The following is a 17,026-nucleotide window of genomic DNA, read 5'->3' on the forward strand; positions in this document are numbered from 1 at the left end:
GGCTGGTGCGGGGTGCGGGGTGCGGGGTGCGGGGTGCGGGGTGCGGGGTGCGGGGTGCGGGGTGCGGTGGTGCGGGTGCATGGCCGACAGGGGGCCCGAGTGTCGGGTTGAGTGCGGTCGGATCTGTGCGGGGCCGCAGTCCGGAACGGCGTGGGCGCAAGGCGCCGGGTTGGGGTCGGCGCGCATGGGTCGCGAGCCGTACTGGGGCTGAGGCGCCGCAGGTCACGCGCATGGCGCGCCGGGCGGCGCCCCCGGACCGCGCACGGCCGCCCGCCCCGCCGCCCGGACGGGACGCGCGGCCGTGTGGTGCGCGGTGGGTGCCGTGCCGGTCCCTTCCCAAGGTGACGGGGGCAGCTCGTACCCAGGGCGACGGGGGTCAACCCATGCCGGAAGTGATGGGTGTCAGCCCATGCCGAAGGTGGCCGGGTCGGGGCCCAGGCGCCGGTCCTCGTTGAGCGCGCTGATCGCCGCGAGGTCCTCGTCGTCCAGGCTGAAGCCGAAGACCTCGATGTTCTCCTTGATCCGGGACGGGGTCACGGACTTCGGGATCGCGATGTTGCCGAGCTGGATGTGCCAGCGCAGCACCACCTGGGCCGGAGTGCGGCCGTGCTTCTGCGCGATGGCGACGATCGCCGGCACCTCCAGCAGGCCCTTGCCCTGGCCGAGCGGCGACCAGGCCTCGGTCGCGATGCCCTGCTCGGCGTGGAACTCGCGGGCGGCGTGCTGCTGCAGATGCGGATGCAGCTCGATCTGGTTGACCGCCGGGATGACGGAGGTCTCGGCGATCAGCCGCTCCAGGTGCTCCGGAAGGAAGTTGGACACGCCGATGGCGCGGACCCGCTTGTCGGCGAGCAGCTTCTCGAACGCCTTGTAGCTGTCGGTGGACGTGCCGCGGGCCGGCAGCGGCCAGTGGATCAGGTACAGGTCGAGGTAGTCGAGACCCAGCTTCCGTAGCGACGCGTCGAAGGCGCGCAGCGTGGCGTCGTACCCATGGTCGCTGTTCCAGAGCTTGGTGGTGACGAAGATGTCCTCGCGGGGCAGTCCGGAGGCGGCGATCGCCTTGCCGGTGCCCTCTTCGTTGCCGTAGATGGCCGCGGTGTCGATGCTGCGGTACCCGGCCTCCAGCGCCGTGGCGACGGCCCGCTCGGCCTCGTCGTCCGGCACCTGCCACACGCCGTAGCCCAGCTGGGGCATCTCGACGCCGTTGTTGAGGATGATCGGGGGGACCTTGCTGCTCACGAGCCTCGTGATCCTTAGGTTGTCGACAAGTGGTACTCCATGGTCAACGATCACGCGCCGCGGCGCATTCCTGACGGCACGAACCGCCTCGACTGACCGGTCAGTCAGTTCCCGGAGCGGAGATTGGCCGGAAACACATCCGACGTTTTCGGTCCGGACCATTGACCGGAGCCCTTCGTCCCGCGACTCTGTATCGCGCCACCGGACGTGTCACTGAACCCGGTGCATGCATGTGAACGCGCCCTGACCAGGCCCTGTCTTCACTCCGGCTCCCTTCTGAGACTCCCCACCCTCAGGAAAGCGGGTACGCACCCATGAACGAGACCCCTTCGCAGTCTGTCCCGACGCACCACACCGCCCCCCAGACATCCGATGAAAAGGTCTGGAAAAGCCCTGGTTACCACATCGTGGAGACCGCGCTGGAGGTGACCGCGTACGCGCTGGCCGACCGGCGTCCGCCCGAGCCGCCCCCGGCCGCATGACCGCGGCACCACCGGAGCTCGACGGCCGCGCCGCCTGGCCGGCCGCCGAGTTCACCGAGCGGCTGCGCGCGGTCACCGCGACGCGCTACCACGACCGGCACCCCTTCAACCAGCGGATGCACCGCGGCGAACTGACCCCCGCGGAACTGCGCCGCTGGATCGCCGCCCGCTTCCACTACCAGCGGCATATCCCCGTCAAGGACGCGCTGATCCTCGCCAAGCTCGACCGGCCCGAGGAGCGCCGCGCCTGGCTGCGCCGCATCCACGACCAGGACGGTACCGACACCGACTCCCTGGAGGGCGGCGGTATCGAGCGCTGGCTGCGGCTGGGCGAGGCGGCCGGCCTCGCCCGCGAGGAGCTGTGGGACACCGCCCGGGTGCCGCCCGGGGTGCGGTTCGCGGTGGAGGGGTACGTCACCTTCTGCCGGCGGCGCCCGCTGCTGGACGCGGTCGCGGCCTCGCTGACCGAGCTGTCCGCCCCGGATCTGATGCGCACTCGCATCGCCGCCTTCGAACGCCACTACCCGTGGATCGACCCGGCGGGCCTCGCCTACTTCCGCACCCGCGTCACCCAGGGCGCCCGGGACGCCGAACAGGCCCTGGCCCTGGTCCTCGCCCGGGCCCGCACCCGTGAGGAGCAGGAACGGGCTGTCGCGGCACTGGAGTTCAAGTGCGAGGTGCTGTGGGCCCTGCTGGACGCGGTGGACCGGAGCGAGCCATGACAGCGGCGCCGTCGGCCTCACTCGCCATGTCATGGCGGCCCGTCCTCGCCCGAGGGGTGGTGCTGCGCCGCGACCCGGTGCGGGACGCCGACCTGTTGCTGCTGCCGGAGCGGGTGGTGGTGCTCGACGGCAGTGCGGGCGGTGTGCTCCGGCTGTGCGACGGGGTGCGGGACGTGGCCGCCGTCGTCGCCGAGCTGGCCGTACGACATCCCGCCGCGCCCGTCGCCGCCGAAGTCGCGGAGTTCCTCGGCCGGTTACGCAAGGAGGGCTGGCTCAGATGACCGCGCCTCCCGATCCTCCCTGGGCCCTGCTCGCCGAACTCACCCACGCCTGCCCACTGCGCTGCGGCTACTGCTCCAACCCACTCGAACTGGTCGGCCGGTCAGCCGAGTTGTCCACGGACCAGTGGTCGGAGGTCTTCCAGCAGGCGGGCGCCCTCGGCGTCGTCCACACCCATCTGTCCGGCGGCGAGCCGCTGCTGCGGCGGGACCTGCCCGACCTGGTGGCCGCCGCCGACGGCGCGGGTCTGTACACCCAGCTCGTCACCAGTGGGGTGGGTCTCGGTGCGCGGCGGCTGGCCGAGCTGACCGGGGCCGGGCTGCGCAGTGTGCAGCTGTCGGTGCAGCATGCGGACCGTGCTGCCGCCGAACGCATCGCGGGAGCAAGGTCGTTCACGGCGAAGGAGCGCGCCGCCCGGCTGATCCGCGAGGCCGGACTGCCTCTGGGGCTGAACGCCGTGCTGCACCGCGGCAACCTGGACGACCTCGACGGCCTGATCCGGCTCGCGCTCGACTGGGGCGCCGACCGGATCGAGCTGGCGAACACCCAGTACCACGGCTGGGCGGCCCGCAACCGCGCCGCGCTGCTGCCCACACCCGCCCAGATCGAACGCGCCCGCGCCCGAGTGGCCCACTGGCGCGAACGCCTGGGCCAGTCGCTGGAGTTGGTGTGGGTGGCAGCCGACCTGCTGGACGCCACCGCGAAACCCTGCATGGGCGGCTGGGGCGCCGTCTCGCTCACCGTGGCCCCGGACGGCACGGTGCTGCCATGCCCCGCGGCCGGCACCCTGCCCGGCCTGGACCCGCCGAACGTGACGAACCGCGAACTGGCCTGGGCCTGGCGGGAGTCGAAAGCCTTCAACGCCTTCCGGGGCGAGTCCTGGATGCCCGAACCGTGCCGCGGCTGCGCCCTGCGCACGGCCGACCACGGCGGCTGCCGCTGCCAGGCATACGCCCTGACCGGCGACGCCACCCGCACCGACCCCGCCTGCCGGCACGCCCCGGACCGCCACCTCGTCGACGCGGCGGTGTGCGGCGTCGCCCGCGCCTCGCACTCGCCCGCGTACGCCTACCGAGAAGGAGCACCGTGATGACGCCGACGCCCGCGGGCGGCGCCGTCCGGCGGCGTCACCCGCCCGGACTCAGCCTGTCGGCACGCCCGGGACAGTCACCTCGTGGACGCGGCGGTGTTCGGCGTCGCCCGCGCCTCGCACTCGCCCGCGTACGCCTACCGAGAAGGACCACGGTGAGGACGCCGACGCCCGCGGGCGGCGCCGTCCGGCGGCGTCACCCGCCCGGACTCAGCCTGTCGGCACGCCCGGGACAGCCAGCTCGTGGACGCGGCGGTGTTCGGCGTCGCCCGCGCCCCCGCACCCACCTGCGTACGCCTGCCGAGGGGGAAGCCGTTGAGACGCCGACGCCCGCGGGCCGCGCCGACCGGCGACGTAACCCGCACGGACTCAGTCTGCCGGCACGCACGGAACCGCCGGCCACCTCGCCGATGCCGCGGTGCGCGGCGTCGCCCTCGCCCCGGATCCGCCCGCGTACGCCTACCGAGAAGGAGCACCGTGAGACGCCGACGCCTGCGGGCGGCGCTGACCGCCGCCGCACTCACCATCGTCACCCTGGCCGCGCTGCCCGCCGCCGTACCCCCGGCGAACGCCGCCCCCGCCTCCACCCATCCGGTTCCCACCAGCGACCCCGCCCTTACCCGTCCGGTTCCCACCGGCGCGCCCGCCCTGACCCGTCCAGTCCCGTCTGCCGCCCTCACCCGTCCGGACCCCGCCGCCGCCCGTGACTGGTCCGCGGCCGTCGTCGACTCCACCATGGCGCGCTACACGCCGGTCACCATCGGTGGCTGGTCGTACCCCGTGGGCCTGTACCTCTATGGCCAGTACCTCGTCTACCGGCGCACCCACGACCCGCGCCTGCTGTCGTACATCAAGGCCTACGTCGACCGGTTCGTGCGCAGCGACGGCACGATCGACCAGTCCTTCAACAGCCTCGACAGCATGCAGGCGGGCCGGCTGCTGGTGATCCTGCACCACGAGACGGGCCAGGACCGCTACCGCAAGGCCGCGCAGCGGATCCGCGACCGCCTGAACAGCTATCCGCGCACCTCCGACGGCGGCTTCTGGCACGCCGACACCAGCAGCCGGGCGCACCAACTGTGGGCGGACGGCGCCTACATGGTGAACCCGTTCCTGGTCGAGTACGGCAGGGAGTTCGGCGACAGCGCGTACACGAACGACGAGGCCGCCAGGCAGCTGTCCGTCTACGGCGGTCATCTCCAGGCGGCGAACGGCCTGTTGCGGCACGCCTACGACGAGTCCAGGTCGGCGAGCTGGGCCGACCCGGCCACCGGACTCGCCCCGGAGCACTGGTGCCGTGCCGTCGGCTGGTACGCAATGGCGCTGGTCGACGTCCTCGACGCGATCCCCGCCGACCAGACTCGGCGTCCGCAACTCCTCCAGACATTGGGCAAGTTGGCCACCGCGCTGGAGAAGTACCAGGACCCGGCGTCCGGGCGCTGGTTCCAGGTGATGGACAAGGGCTCCCGGCCGGACAACTGGACCGAGACCTCCTGCTCCAGCATGCTCACCTACGCCCTCTCCCGCGGCGTCCAACAGGGCTATCTGGACCCGCACTTCAACGCGGTCGCCCGGCGTGGCCACCAAGGCGTGCTCGCCCGGCTGTCGGTCGGCGCGGACGGCCGTACGAACCTGGCCGACATCTCCGTCGGCACCAACGTCGGCGACTACGCGTACTACGTCGGCCGCACCCGGGCCACCAACGACTTCCACGGGCTCGGAGCCTTCCTGATCATGAACGAGCAACTGCGAGGTGATTGAGTGTCATGAGCACGTCCAGAAGGGCCGTACTCGGTGCCGCGCTCGGCGGCGCCGCCGTGGCCGTGACCGGCCTGCCGGCCACCGAGGCCCACGCCGCCTCCTGGCAGCTGAAGTGGTCACCGTCCGCGCGCACCGACGGGCTCGGCGCCTTCGAGACCGTCGAGGACGACCGCGCGCACTCCCACCCCGCCGGCCATCCGCACATCTACGCCACCGGCGACAACTGGCGCTTCAACATCCACACGGTCGACCGGGACACCTCCACCGACCGCCAGCGCCAGGAGGTCACCGGTCTGCGCACGGGCGCCGCCACCTACCTGAAGTGGACCGAGGGCCAGACCTGGCGGGTCACGTACTCGATGTACATCCCGAGCACCCTGAAGGCGACGACGACCTTCACGCACATCATGCAGATGAAGCAGCCCGGCACCGGCACCTCCCCGATCGTCGTGCAGTCGCTGAGGCGGGTGAACGGAGTGCAGACCATCGAACTGCGGCTCGCCATCGACGACATCCTCGTCGGCCGTACGAATCTCGGCCCGCTGCACGACACATGGACCGACGTCGACTTCCAGATCAAGGTCGGCAACGGCACGGCCGGTTCCGTCCGCTGGATCCTCAAGAGCGGCTCCACGACCGTCATCGACAAGTCGAAGTCCGGTGTCGACACCTTCCTCGCCGACCGGGTGCGCCCGAAGTGGGGCATCTACCGCTCCCTCGGCGACACCTCCGGATCCCTGCAGGACACCTACCTGCTGCTCACCAACCTGCGCGGCTACCAACTCGCCTAGAGGAGCCGGTCTCATGAGACCCCTCATCGCCGACCCGAGACGGGCGGCGGCGATCGTGCTGTTCGTCCTCGCCGTCGTCCTCGGCCTCACCCAGCCTGCCGCCCTCGCGGCCCCGCACCCCGCCACGCCACCCCGGGCAACCGTGTACGACGTGCGCGACTACGGCGCCAAGGGCGACGGCTCGACCAATGACACCCCCGCCATCGACAAGGCCATCACCGCGGCCAACGCGGCGGGCGGCGGCACCGTCCACTTCCCGGCCGGCACCTACAAGTCCAAGAACACCATCCACATGAAAAGCCATGTGACGCTCCAGCTCGACAAGGGCGCCACCCTCCAGGGCTCCTCCGCCGGCACCTACGACCCGCCCGAGTCCAACCCGAACGACAGGTACCAGGACTACGGGCACAGCCACTTCCACAACGCGATGATCTACGGCGACCGGCTGACCGACATCGGCTTCACCGGCGGCGGGGTCATCGACGGCGCCGGCAACCTGATCACTGGCAACCCCAAGTCCGGCCAGGCCGACAAGATCCTGTCGCTGACCCGCTGCGACGGACTCCGGCTCGGCGACGGGCTCACCCTGCGCCGCGGCGGCCACTTCGCCGCCCTGATCAACGGCTGCACGAACGTCGTCTCCGACCATCTGACCATCGACACCGCGAGCGACCGCGACGGCTGGAACGTCATCTCCACGACCAACGCGACGATCACCAACGCGCACATCGCGGCCAACGACGACGCCCTGGTCTTCAAGAGCGACTACGCCCTCGGCGCCAAGCTCCCCAACGGCCATGTCCGCGTGAGCGATTCGGTGCTGTCGGCACGCTGCTGCAACGCCCTGATGTTCGGCTCCGAGACCTGCGGCGACTTCAGCGACTACCAGTTCGAGAAGATCCGTGTCGAGGGCGCCGACAAGTCCGGGCTCGGCATGGTCTCCATGGACGGCGCGAAGATCTCCGACGTCCACTACCGCGACATCACCATGACCAACGTGCACTCGCCGATCATGGAGAAGATCGGCACGCGCAAACGGTGCGGAAACAGTCCGGGTGTCGGATCGATCAGCGACATCACGTACGACAACATCACGGCCACCGGAAACAGCCCGTCCTTCAGCCCGACCCTGTGGGGCGAGGACGGCCACCGCATCAGCGACGTCACCTTCAACAACGTCGACATCACCGTCCCCGGCGGCAACGGCACCGTGTCCACCGGTGTGCCGGGCAACGACCCGAAGGACTACAACCCGAACAGCATCGGGACCCGGCCGGCGTACGGCTGGTATCTGCACAATGCCGACGGCGTTACCTTCACCGACAGCTCCGTGAGGTTCGCGGCGGACGACGGCCGCCCCGCCCTCGTTGCCAACGGGGCGAACGGCATCCGGCTGACCCGGTTCGCCGCGCAGAAGGGCAGCAGCTCGCCGCACGACCTCGGGTTCCAGTCCGTCACAGGCTACTGCGTCAGCGACAGCCGCACCACCACCGGCGGCGCCCTCCGCGTCTCGGCCACCGGATCCAGCCAGAACTGCGCCGCCCCGGTCCGCCCGCGCGACGTCGAGAACCCCCGCCAGGCCTTCCTCCGCGCCTCCGTCGGCGGCCTCTTCCTGCACTGGGGCCTGCGCACCGCCCCCGCCCACACCAGCTGCACCGCCTGGGAGAAGGACGTCACCAGCGGCGGCTGGACGCCGGACTACTGGGTGAACGAGGCGCGGAAACTGCACACGCAGTACATCGTGCTGGCCACCTTCCACAGCCGGCTCGGCTACGCCCGCCCCTGGCCGTCGAAGATCCCCGGTTCCTGCTCCACCAAGCGGGACTTCCTCGGTGAGCTGATCAACGCCGCCAAGGCCAAGGGCATGAAGGTCATCCTCTACATGACCGACGACCCCCAGTGGCACGACGACGGCGGCCACGAGTGGCTCGACTCGGCCGCCTACTCCGCATACACGGGCAAGAACATCGACCTGACCACCCGCGACGGCTTCGGGCAGTTCTCCTACGACAACTTCTTCGAGGTCATGGACCGCTACCCCGACCTCGGCGGCTTCTGGATCGACAACGACAACGCGTACTGGGAGAGCCACAACCTCTACGCGCAGATCTATCAGAAGCGCCCGAACTACACGCTCAGCAACAACAACGAAGACACGCCGATCATGGACATGATCAGCAATGAGCAGAAGGCGGGGATGACGCCCGCCTACGACTATCCGCAGGCCATCTACACCGCCCAACCCCGCCTGACGGAAGCGGACTTCAAGCTGCCCTCGACCGGCGCCTGGTGGTACGACGGCTCGAACCCGACCGTCGACAAGATGCTCACGCTCGGCCGGCTGATCACCAACGCCGGCTCCTCGGTGAAGGCGCTCATGGCGGAGACCGCCGAGGTCAACGGGAAGTTCCCGGCGAACCAGGCGGACTTCAACAACTTCGCGAACTCCTACCTCGACAAGATCTGGGAGTCCCTGCACGGCACCGAGGGCGGCGGCTACATGTACGGCGGCCTCAAACCCGGCTTCTGGAACGACGGGGCCCACGGCGTCACCACCATCGCCAAGGACGACCCGAACCGGCAGTACATCCACGTCCTGACCCCGCCGAGCACCAGCACCCTGCGCATCCGCGACAACGGTTACCGCATCGCCTCGGTCACCAACCTCCGCACCGGCGCGCCCGTTTCGTGGTCGCAGTCCGGCGGGGTGCTCACCCTCAGCGGCCTCGGCGGCTGGGACCCGTACGACACCGTCTTCAAGGTGATCACCGCGGGTCGCCAGGGCATCGCGACCGGCGTCAAGGTCACCGCCGGCGCGTCCGCGAGCGGCCATCCCGGCTCCGCCGCCGGCGACGGCGACCACCTCACCTACTGGGACAACGACAAGACGCTCCCGGTGAACCTCACCTTCGACCTCGGCACGGCGAAGAAGGTGCAGTACCTCGGGCTCAACCAGCGCGAGGACTCCGTCGCCTACGCCCGTTCCGCCACCGAACAGTCCGCACGGATCAAGGACTACAAGGTCTACCTCAGCGACGACGGCAAGAACTGGGGCAGCCCGGTGAAGACCGGCCAACTTCCCAGCGCACGCGGGATCCAGGGCATCGACCTGACCGCCGCCACGGCCCGCTACGTCCGCCTGGAGATCGACACCACCTGGGCCGCCGCCACCGACAGCACCCGCTACCAGCGGCTGCGGATCGACGAGGCCTGGATCGGCACCTCCTACGCCACCCCCGCCCCGAAGGGACGTCCATGACCCGGCTCAGAACCCTGACGACGGCGGCGGCCGGACTGCTCGTCGCCGCCGCGGTGCCCCTCACCGGCGCCGCCCACCCCGCGGCCGCCTCCGACAACGGCCAGTCCCCGCGGCCCGCCATGGGCTGGAGCAGCTGGAGCTTCGTACGCCGGCAGCCGACCGAGGCCAAGATCGAGGCACAGGCCGACGCGCTGGTCTCCGGCGGTCTGAGGAAGCACGGCTTCGTCTACGTCAACCTCGACGACTTCTGGCAGAAGTGCGACGACAACGGCTTCGTCGTGGACGACTTCGGCCGCTGGGCCGTCGATACGGCCAAGTTCCCGGACGGCATCAAGGCCCTCGCCGACCACATCCACGCCAAGGGCCTGGAGTTCGGCTTCTACGTGACGCCCGGCATCGCGAAGAACGCCGTCCTCAAGAACACGCCGATCGAGGGAACCTCGTACCACGCGAAGGACATCGCGGACACCTCGAAGGCCGAGAAGAACTACAACTGCAAGAACATGTACTCCATCGACTACTCCAAGCCGGGCGCCCAGGAGTTCGTGAACTCCTGGGCCAGGCAGTTCGCCTCCTGGGGAGTCGACTACCTGAAGATCGACGGCGTGGGCAGCCAGGACGTCCCCGACGTCCGGGCCTGGGACAGGGCGCTCCGCGCCACCGGACGGCCCATCAACTTCGCGCTGTCCAACAACCTTCCGATCGCCGACGCGTCCACCTGGCGCACACTCGCCAACAGCTGGCGCACCCAGGGCGACGTGGAGTGCTACTGCGGCCCCGGCTCCAACGGCAGCGGCTATCCGATCACCGACTGGTCCCATGTCGCCAAGCGGTTCGACTCGGCCGCGTCCTGGCAGCCGTACGCAGGCCCCGGCGGCTGGAACGACCTGGACTCCCTGGAGATCGGCAACGGCGACCAGGTGGGTCTCACGGCCGACCAGCGCCGCTCGCACCTCACGCTGTGGTCGATGGCGGCGGCCCCGCTGCTGCTCGGCACCGACCTCACCCACCTTGATCCCGTCGACAAGGCGATGCTCACCAACGACCGGCTGATCGGCGTCGACCAGGACGGGGTCGCGGCGAAACGGATCGTGAACAGCGGTGTCCAGCAGGTCTGGAGCAAGCGGGAGAGCGACGGCGACTATGTGGTGGCCCTGTTCGACACCGGAACCTCCGGCAGCGCCACGGTCACCGTGAACTGGTCCCAGGTCGGCTTCACCGGCTCCGGTGACGTCACCGACCTGTGGTCCGGCTCCCACAAGGGCACGGTCGCCGGCTCCTACCGCGCGACCCTCCGCCCCGGCGAGACCCGGCTCATCCGGGTCAGGCCCACCGCCTCCGCGCAGACGCTCGCGGCGTCCCCCGGCATGGCCGTCGCCCCGTACGAGTACCTCGGCTGGGGCGATCCGCCGGACCCGACACAGGTGATGGCGGCGACCGGCGTCAAGTGGTTCACCCTCGCCTTCGTGCTGTCCGACGGCACCTGCAACCCCAAGTGGGACGGCAGCCGGCCGCTGACCGGCGGCAGCGACCGGTCGGCGATCGACCGCATCCGATCCGTCGGCGGCGATGTGATCGTCTCCGTCGGCGGCTGGAGCGGCGCCAAGCTGGGGGAGAAGTGCTCCAGTGCCTCCGCACTGGCCGGCGCCTATCAGAAGGTGATCAACGCCTACCGGCTGAAGGCGCTCGACATCGACATCGAGAACACCGAATGGTCGAACGCCGCCGTCCGCCAGCGTGTCGTCGACGCCCTGAAGACCGTGAAGGCGAACAACCCCGGCCTGAAGACGGTCATCACCTTCGGCACCACCACCAGCGGCCCCGACGCGACCGGCGTCGACATGATCAAGCGCGCGGCAAGGTCCGGCCTGGCGAACGACGTCTGGTGCGTCATGCCGTTCGACTTCGGCGGCGGCACCACGACCATGGGCACCTTCACCAGCCAGGCCATGGACGGCCTCGAGGCCCGGGTCAAGGCGGCCTACGGCTACGACGACGCCACCGCCTACGCCCACATCGGCCTGTCGTCGATGAACGGCAGGACGGACGACTCCGGTGAGCGCGTCCGCGTCGCCGACTTCCGGACCATGCTCGCCTACGCCCGGCAGCACCACATCGCACGCCTCACCTACTGGTCCGCCAACCGCGACCGCCCCTGCGGCGCCGGTACCGACGGCGACTCCTGCAGCGGCGTGTCGCAGCAGCCGTACGACTACCTCAAGGTCTTCACCCAGTACACGGGCTGAGGGAAAACAAGGGGAAACACCCATGCGTCTCAGAAGAGTTCTGCCGTACGGCCTCGCGGCGGCCCTCGCACTGCCCCTCGCCGGGCTCAGCCAGGGCACTGCCCTCGCCGCCACCGACTACCAGGCCGAGGACGCCCTGATCTCCCAGGGTGCCGTCGCCACCAACCACACCGGCTACACGGGCACCGGATTCGTCGACTACACCAACGTCAAGGGCTCCTACGTGGAGTTCACGGTCAGCGCGGCCGCCGCCGGGCCCGCGTCGGTCACCCTGCGGTACGCCAACGGCACCACCGCCGACCGGCCGATGGACCTGTCCGTCAACGGCACCGTCGTCGCGCCCGCCGTCTCCTTCCCGGGCACGGCCGACTGGAACACCTGGGCGGCCGAATCCGTCAACGTCACCCTGAAGGCGGGCAGCAACAAGATCCGGGCGACGGCCACCACCGTGAACGGCGGCCCCAACCTCGACCGCATGAGCCTCGGCACGCCGTCCGACACCCAGGCGCCCACCCGCCCCGGGCAGCCCTCCTGCTCGGACATCGGCGAGGACCGCCTGACCCTGGCCTGGGGCGCGTCGACGGACGACGTGGGCGTCGCGGCGTACGACCTCTACGAGCACGGCAACAAGATCGGCGAGGCGGCGGGCGACGCGACCTCGAAGACACTGACCGGACTCGCCCCGAACACCACCTACGACCTCACGGTCATCGCCCGTGACGCGGCCGGCAACACCTCGCCCGCCAGCCCGGTCGTCGACTGCACCACCCAGCCCAGCTCCGACACCACACCGCCGACCGCGCCCGGCACCCTGCACACGGCCGATGTCACATCGAACACGGTCGACCTCACCTGGGGCGCCTCGACCGACGACCACGCGGTCACCGCCTACGACGTGCGCAGCGACACCACCGTCTACAAGACCGTCACCAGCGGTACGTCCACCACCCTCACCGGGCTCGCCTGCGACAGCCCGTACAGCCTGAACGTCGTCGCCCGGGACGCCGCCGGCAATGTCTCCGCGCCGAGCAACACGGTCACCTTCACCACCAGGGCCTGCGCCACCGACGGCGGTGTCCCCTCCTCCATCGCCACCCTCTCCACCGGCTGGACCATCCCCTGGGGCACCTACTGGCTGCCCGACGGACAGTCCGCCCTGGTCACCGAGCGGGACGACTTCCGGGTCTGGAAGCTGACCAAGAGTGGCACAAGGACGCAGGTGGGCACGGTCCCCAACGCCGTCACCACCAACGGCGAGGGCGGTCTGCTCGGTGTCGCCGTCGACCCCAAGTGGGAGACCGACCACTACGTGTACTTCATGCACACCGCCGCCGAGGGCAACCGGGTCGTCCGCATGACCTACGACGGCACGACGCTCAGCGACTACAAGGTGCTGCTCCAGGGCATCAAGAAGAACCGCTACCACAACGGCGGACGCCTCGCCTTCGGCCCCGACGGCTACCTGTACGTCTCCACCGGCGAGGCCCAGCAGCCCGACCTCGCGCAGGACAAGAACTCCCTCAACGGGAAGATCCTGCGCATGACCACCGACGGCAAGCCGGCCCCCGGCAACCCCTTCGGCAACTACGTCTACTCCTTGGGCCACCGCAACCCGCAGGGCCTCGCCTTCGACCGCAACGGCAGGCTCTGGGAGGCGGAGTTCGGCAACAGCTCCAAGGACGAACTCAACCTCATCAATCCCGGCGCCAACTACGGCTGGCCCACCTGCGAGGGCAGCTGCAACGTCGCCGGCATGACCAACCCCAAGGCCACCTGGAACGTCTCCGAGGCCTCACCGAGCGGCATCGCCATCGTCCGCAACGTGATCTACATGGCGTCCCTGCGCGGCGAACGCCTGTGGCGGATCCCCATCAACGGCGACACCGAGAGTGTGGGCACCCCGAGCGCTTACTACGTCGGCACCTACGGCCGCCTGCGTACGGTCACCAAGGTCCCGGGCGCCGACCAGCTGTGGCTGTCCACCACCAACTGCGACAACAACGGGGGTGCCGCCGACGGCTCGGACAAGATCTTCAAGGTGACGATCGGCTGACGCACCATCAGGAGGATCACGTCCGGTAGAGAGCCTCGACCTCGTTGTCGTACGCCTTTTCGATCGCCTTCCGCTTCAGCTTCAACGACGGTGTCAGCAGGCCGTGTTCCTCGGTGAACGGCTGCGCCAGTATGCGGAAGGTACGGATCGACTCGGCCTGGGAGACGAGGGTGTTGGCGGCGACCACCGCCCGCCGCACCTCCGTCTCCAGGTCGGGGTCGCGCACCAACTGGACCGGGGTCATCCGCGGCTTTCCGCGCATCTGCAGCCAGTGCTCGACGGCCTCCTGGTCCAGGGTGACCAGGGCGGCGATGTAGGGGCGGTCGTTGCCGACGACGATGCACTGGTTGACCAGCGGATGCTCGCGGACCCGCTCCTCCAGCACCCCGGGGGAGACGCTCTTGCCGCCGGAGGTCACCAGGATCTCCTTCTTGCGGCCGGTGATGGTCAGATAGCCGTCGTCGTCGAGCGCACCGAGGTCGCCGGTGGCCAGCCAGCCGTCGTGCAGGGTCTGGTCGCTGGCCTTCGGGTTGTTCAGATAGCCCTGGAAGACGTTTCCGCCGTAGAGCCAGATCTCCCCGTCGTCGGCGATGTGCACGGTCACGCCGGGGATGGCCTGGCCGACGGTGCCGTAGCGGGTGCGCTCGGGCGGGTTGGCGGTCGCCGCGGCCGTCGACTCGGTCAGGCCGTAGCCCTCGTAGATCTGCACACCGGCGCCCGCGAAGAACAGGCCCAGCCGGCGGTCCATCGCGGAACCGCCGGACATCGCGTTGCGGATCCGGCCGCCCATCGCCGCTCGGACCTTGGAGTACACGACCTTGTCGAAGAACTGGTGCTGCATGCGCAGCCCCGCCGACGGGCCGGGCCCGGTGCCCCACGCCTTGGCCTCCACGGCCTCCGCGTACTTCACCGCGATGTCGACCGCCTTCTCGAACGGCCCGGACTTGCCTTCCTTCTCCGCCTTCCGGCGGGCCGAGTTGAACACCTTCTCGAAGATGTACGGCACCGCGAGGATGAACGTCGGCTTGAACGCCTGCAGATCGGGCAGCAGCGCGGCGGCGTTCAGCTGCGGCTGGTGCCCGAAGCGGACCCCGCCGCGGATCGCGGCGACCTCCACCATCCGCCCGAAGACGTGCGCGAGCGGCAGGAACAGCAGGGTGGAGGCCTCGTCGTCCTTCTTGGTCTGGAACACCGGCTGCCACCGCTGGATCATCGTGTCCGCCTCGTACATGAAGTTGGCGTGTGAGAGGACACAGCCCTTGGGGCGGCCGGTGGTGCCCGAGGTGTAGATGATCGTGGCGACCGAGTCCGGGGTGACCGCCTGCCGGTGCCGGTGCACCAGCTCGTCGTCCAGATGCGCCCCGGCGTCGTACAGCTCCTGCACACAGCCCGAGTCCAGCTGCCAGAGCTGGCGCAGCTGCGGGAGCCGGTCGATGACCGTGGCGATGGTCATCGCGTGGTCCTCGTGCTCCACGATCGCCGCGGACACCTCGGCGTCGTACAGCATCCAGAAGCACTGCTCGGCCGAGGAGGTGGGGTAGACGGGCACCACCTGGGCGCCGATCGACCACAGGGCGAAGTCGAACAGGGTCCACTCGTAGCGGGTGCGGGACATGATGGCGACGCGGTCGCCGAAGCGGATACCGCGCGCGAGGAGGCCCTTGGCGAGGGCCATGACCTCGTCGCGGAACTCGGTGGAGGTCACGTCCCGCCACTGCCCGGCGGCGTCCTTGCGGCCGAGAGCGACGTGTGTCGGGTCCGTCCGGGCATGCTCGAAGACCACGTCGGCCAGACCGCCCACCGGCGGCGCCGTCGTGAGCGGCGGGTTGGTGAACTCGCGCAAACCTCGCTCCCCGATCCTCGCTGCTTGGTCATGCCCGTGACGCTCGGCACAGCGCGGTGAAAGCTACCCCACGCCGTCACCGCGCGGGAGGGGGTAGGAAACCCAGCAAACCTCACGTTTCCCCCCGGCGGTGACCGGAAAATGCCCGCACATGGGGAAGGGCCGGACATGATACTGACGGGTCAGTAAGTTTCGGTGCCGTAATCTCCACCGAATCTGTACGCGGGGATTACGGCGCACACCGTAACGATCGGCGCATACGAGGCACGGTCCGAGCCGGAAGCGGGAGGGTGGCGGGGGGCCGGCCACGCCGTTTCCGCGCCGGGTCGAGCAGCTGACGGATCCGGTGCAAGGGCGACCGGCCTCAGCCGACCCGTCGCCGCAGCCGCTCCCCGCCCGCGAGGACGGCGGTGGCCAGCGCGTTCGCCGCTTCCTCCGCCGCGCCCCGGCGTCGGCCGTGGACGAGGACGAAGTCGACCTTGCCCAGCCCGGGCAGCCCGGCCCGGTCCGGCAGGCGGAACAGGCCGGGCGGGATCAGGCGCCGGGAGTGGGCCATCACGCCGAGCCCGGCGCGGGCCGCCGCGATCAGTCCGTTGAGGCTGCCGCTGGTGCACACGATCCGCCAGTCGCGGCCCTCGCGCTCCAGCGCCTCCAGCGCGCGGGCCCGGGTGATGCCGGGCGGCGGATACACGATCAGCGGGACCGGCCGGTCCGCGTCCAGGCGCAGCCGCTCGGCGCCGATCCACACCAGGTCGTCGCGCCAGACCAGTTCGCCCCGCGGATCCTCCGGGCGCCGCTTGGCCAGCACCAGGTCCAGCTTCCCGGCGGCCAGTCGTTCGTGCAGGGTGCCGGACAGCTCCACGGTCAGCTCCAGGTCGACCTCCGGATGGTCGTAGCGGAAGGCCTCCAGGATCTCCGGCAGCCGGGTGAGCACGAAGTCCTCGGACGCGCCGAAGCGCAGCCGGCCGCGCACCCGGGTGCCGGTGAAGAACGCCGTCGCCTGCTCGTGGACCTGAAGGATCCGGCGAGCGAAGCCCAGCATCGCCTCGCCGTCCTCGGTCAGCTCCACCGAATGGGTGTCCCGGCTGAACAGCTGCCGCCCGGTCGCGTCCTCCAGCCGGCGCACATGCTGGCTGACCGTGGACTGGCGCAGCCCCAGCCGGCGCGCGGCCTGCGTGAAGCTCAGCGTCTGGGCCACGGCGAGGAAGGTGCGCAACTGCGTGGGGTCGTACACGACAGGCAGCCTAGCCGGATATCGCGG

Annotated in this window: 12 protein-coding genes; 9 read left to right on the top strand and 3 right to left on the bottom strand. The window is 70.1% G+C overall.

Annotated features, from left to right (window positions below):
• Positions 1–402: 402 nt before the first annotated feature.
• The gene (locus ACFYOH_RS34210; protein ID WP_388633876.1) at positions 403–1,239 is read right to left on the bottom strand and encodes an aldo/keto reductase; all 837 of its coding nucleotides are present in this window, start codon (positions 1,237–1,239) and stop codon (positions 403–405) included.
• Positions 1,240–1,553: 314 nt separating this feature from the next.
• Between ACFYOH_RS34210 and pqqA the strand changes: the two genes are divergently transcribed.
• From pqqA to ACFYOH_RS34255, 9 genes are all read left to right on the top strand, one after another.
• Positions 1,554–1,721, top strand: a complete 168-nt coding sequence (pqqA, locus tag ACFYOH_RS34215; protein WP_388633879.1) for a pyrroloquinoline quinone precursor peptide PqqA — start codon at positions 1,554–1,556, stop codon at positions 1,719–1,721.
• Complete coding sequence (pqqC, locus tag ACFYOH_RS34220; protein WP_388633882.1) at positions 1,718–2,443, top strand: pyrroloquinoline-quinone synthase PqqC; 726 nt, start codon at positions 1,718–1,720, stop codon at positions 2,441–2,443. Before pqqA ends, pqqC begins: the two co-directional genes overlap by 4 nt.
• Positions 2,440–2,724: a pyrroloquinoline quinone biosynthesis peptide chaperone PqqD gene (gene pqqD, locus ACFYOH_RS34225; protein WP_388633885.1), complete on the top strand. Its 285-nt coding sequence runs from the start codon at positions 2,440–2,442 to the stop codon at positions 2,722–2,724. The genes pqqC and pqqD overlap by 4 nt, the downstream gene beginning before the upstream one ends.
• The gene (pqqE, locus tag ACFYOH_RS34230) at positions 2,721–3,812 is read left to right on the top strand and encodes a pyrroloquinoline quinone biosynthesis protein PqqE (RefSeq protein ID WP_388633888.1); all 1,092 of its coding nucleotides are present in this window, start codon (positions 2,721–2,723) and stop codon (positions 3,810–3,812) included. Before pqqD ends, pqqE begins: the two co-directional genes overlap by 4 nt.
• A gap of 477 nt (positions 3,813–4,289) precedes the next feature.
• Positions 4,290–5,573, top strand: a complete 1,284-nt coding sequence (locus ACFYOH_RS34235) for a glycoside hydrolase family 105 protein (RefSeq protein ID WP_388633891.1) — start codon at positions 4,290–4,292, stop codon at positions 5,571–5,573.
• Positions 5,574–5,578: 5 nt separating this feature from the next.
• Complete coding sequence (locus ACFYOH_RS34240) at positions 5,579–6,364, top strand: Tat pathway signal sequence domain protein (RefSeq protein WP_388633894.1); 786 nt, start codon at positions 5,579–5,581, stop codon at positions 6,362–6,364.
• Between the two features lie 13 nt (positions 6,365–6,377).
• The gene (locus ACFYOH_RS34245; RefSeq protein WP_388633896.1) at positions 6,378–9,623 is read left to right on the top strand and encodes a glycosyl hydrolase family 28 protein; all 3,246 of its coding nucleotides are present in this window, start codon (positions 6,378–6,380) and stop codon (positions 9,621–9,623) included.
• The gene (locus tag ACFYOH_RS34250) at positions 9,620–11,869 is read left to right on the top strand and encodes an alpha-galactosidase (protein WP_388633899.1); all 2,250 of its coding nucleotides are present in this window, start codon (positions 9,620–9,622) and stop codon (positions 11,867–11,869) included. Before ACFYOH_RS34245 ends, ACFYOH_RS34250 begins: the two co-directional genes overlap by 4 nt.
• Before the next feature lie 22 nt (positions 11,870–11,891).
• Positions 11,892–13,922, top strand: a complete 2,031-nt coding sequence (locus ACFYOH_RS34255) for a PQQ-dependent sugar dehydrogenase (RefSeq protein ID WP_388633902.1) — start codon at positions 11,892–11,894, stop codon at positions 13,920–13,922.
• Positions 13,923–13,938: 16 nt separating this feature from the next.
• Here the strand turns inward: ACFYOH_RS34255 and ACFYOH_RS34260 are convergent, their stop codons facing one another.
• Together ACFYOH_RS34260 and ACFYOH_RS34265 are read right to left on the bottom strand one after the other, a co-directional pair.
• Complete coding sequence (locus ACFYOH_RS34260; protein ID WP_388633905.1) at positions 13,939–15,765, bottom strand: AMP-dependent synthetase/ligase; 1,827 nt, start codon at positions 15,763–15,765, stop codon at positions 13,939–13,941.
• 364 nt (positions 15,766–16,129) lie between these two features.
• The gene (locus ACFYOH_RS34265; RefSeq protein ID WP_388633908.1) at positions 16,130–16,999 is read right to left on the bottom strand and encodes a LysR substrate-binding domain-containing protein; all 870 of its coding nucleotides are present in this window, start codon (positions 16,997–16,999) and stop codon (positions 16,130–16,132) included.
• Positions 17,000–17,026: the final 27 nt, after the last annotated feature.

This window comes from Streptomyces sp. NPDC007856 (assembly GCF_042868225.1).
GTDB lineage: Bacteria > Actinomycetota > Actinomycetes > Streptomycetales > Streptomycetaceae > Streptomyces.

Bases quoted from the DNA above. Each gene is read 5' to 3' on its own strand.
- pqqA (WP_388633879.1), top strand. From the start codon at position 1,554: ATGAACGAGACCCCTTCGCAGTCTGTCCCGACGCACCACACCGCCCCC.
- pqqC (WP_388633882.1), top strand. From the start codon at position 1,718: ATGACCGCGGCACCACCGGAGCTCGACGGCCGCGCCGCCTGGCCGGCC.
- pqqD (WP_388633885.1), top strand. From the start codon at position 2,440: ATGACAGCGGCGCCGTCGGCCTCACTCGCCATGTCATGGCGGCCCGTC.
- pqqE (WP_388633888.1), top strand. From the start codon at position 2,721: ATGACCGCGCCTCCCGATCCTCCCTGGGCCCTGCTCGCCGAACTCACC.
- ACFYOH_RS34240 (WP_388633894.1), top strand. From the start codon at position 5,579: ATGAGCACGTCCAGAAGGGCCGTACTCGGTGCCGCGCTCGGCGGCGCC.
- ACFYOH_RS34245 (WP_388633896.1), top strand. From the start codon at position 6,378: ATGAGACCCCTCATCGCCGACCCGAGACGGGCGGCGGCGATCGTGCTG.
- ACFYOH_RS34250 (WP_388633899.1), top strand. From the start codon at position 9,620: ATGACCCGGCTCAGAACCCTGACGACGGCGGCGGCCGGACTGCTCGTC.
- ACFYOH_RS34255 (WP_388633902.1), top strand. From the start codon at position 11,892: ATGCGTCTCAGAAGAGTTCTGCCGTACGGCCTCGCGGCGGCCCTCGCA.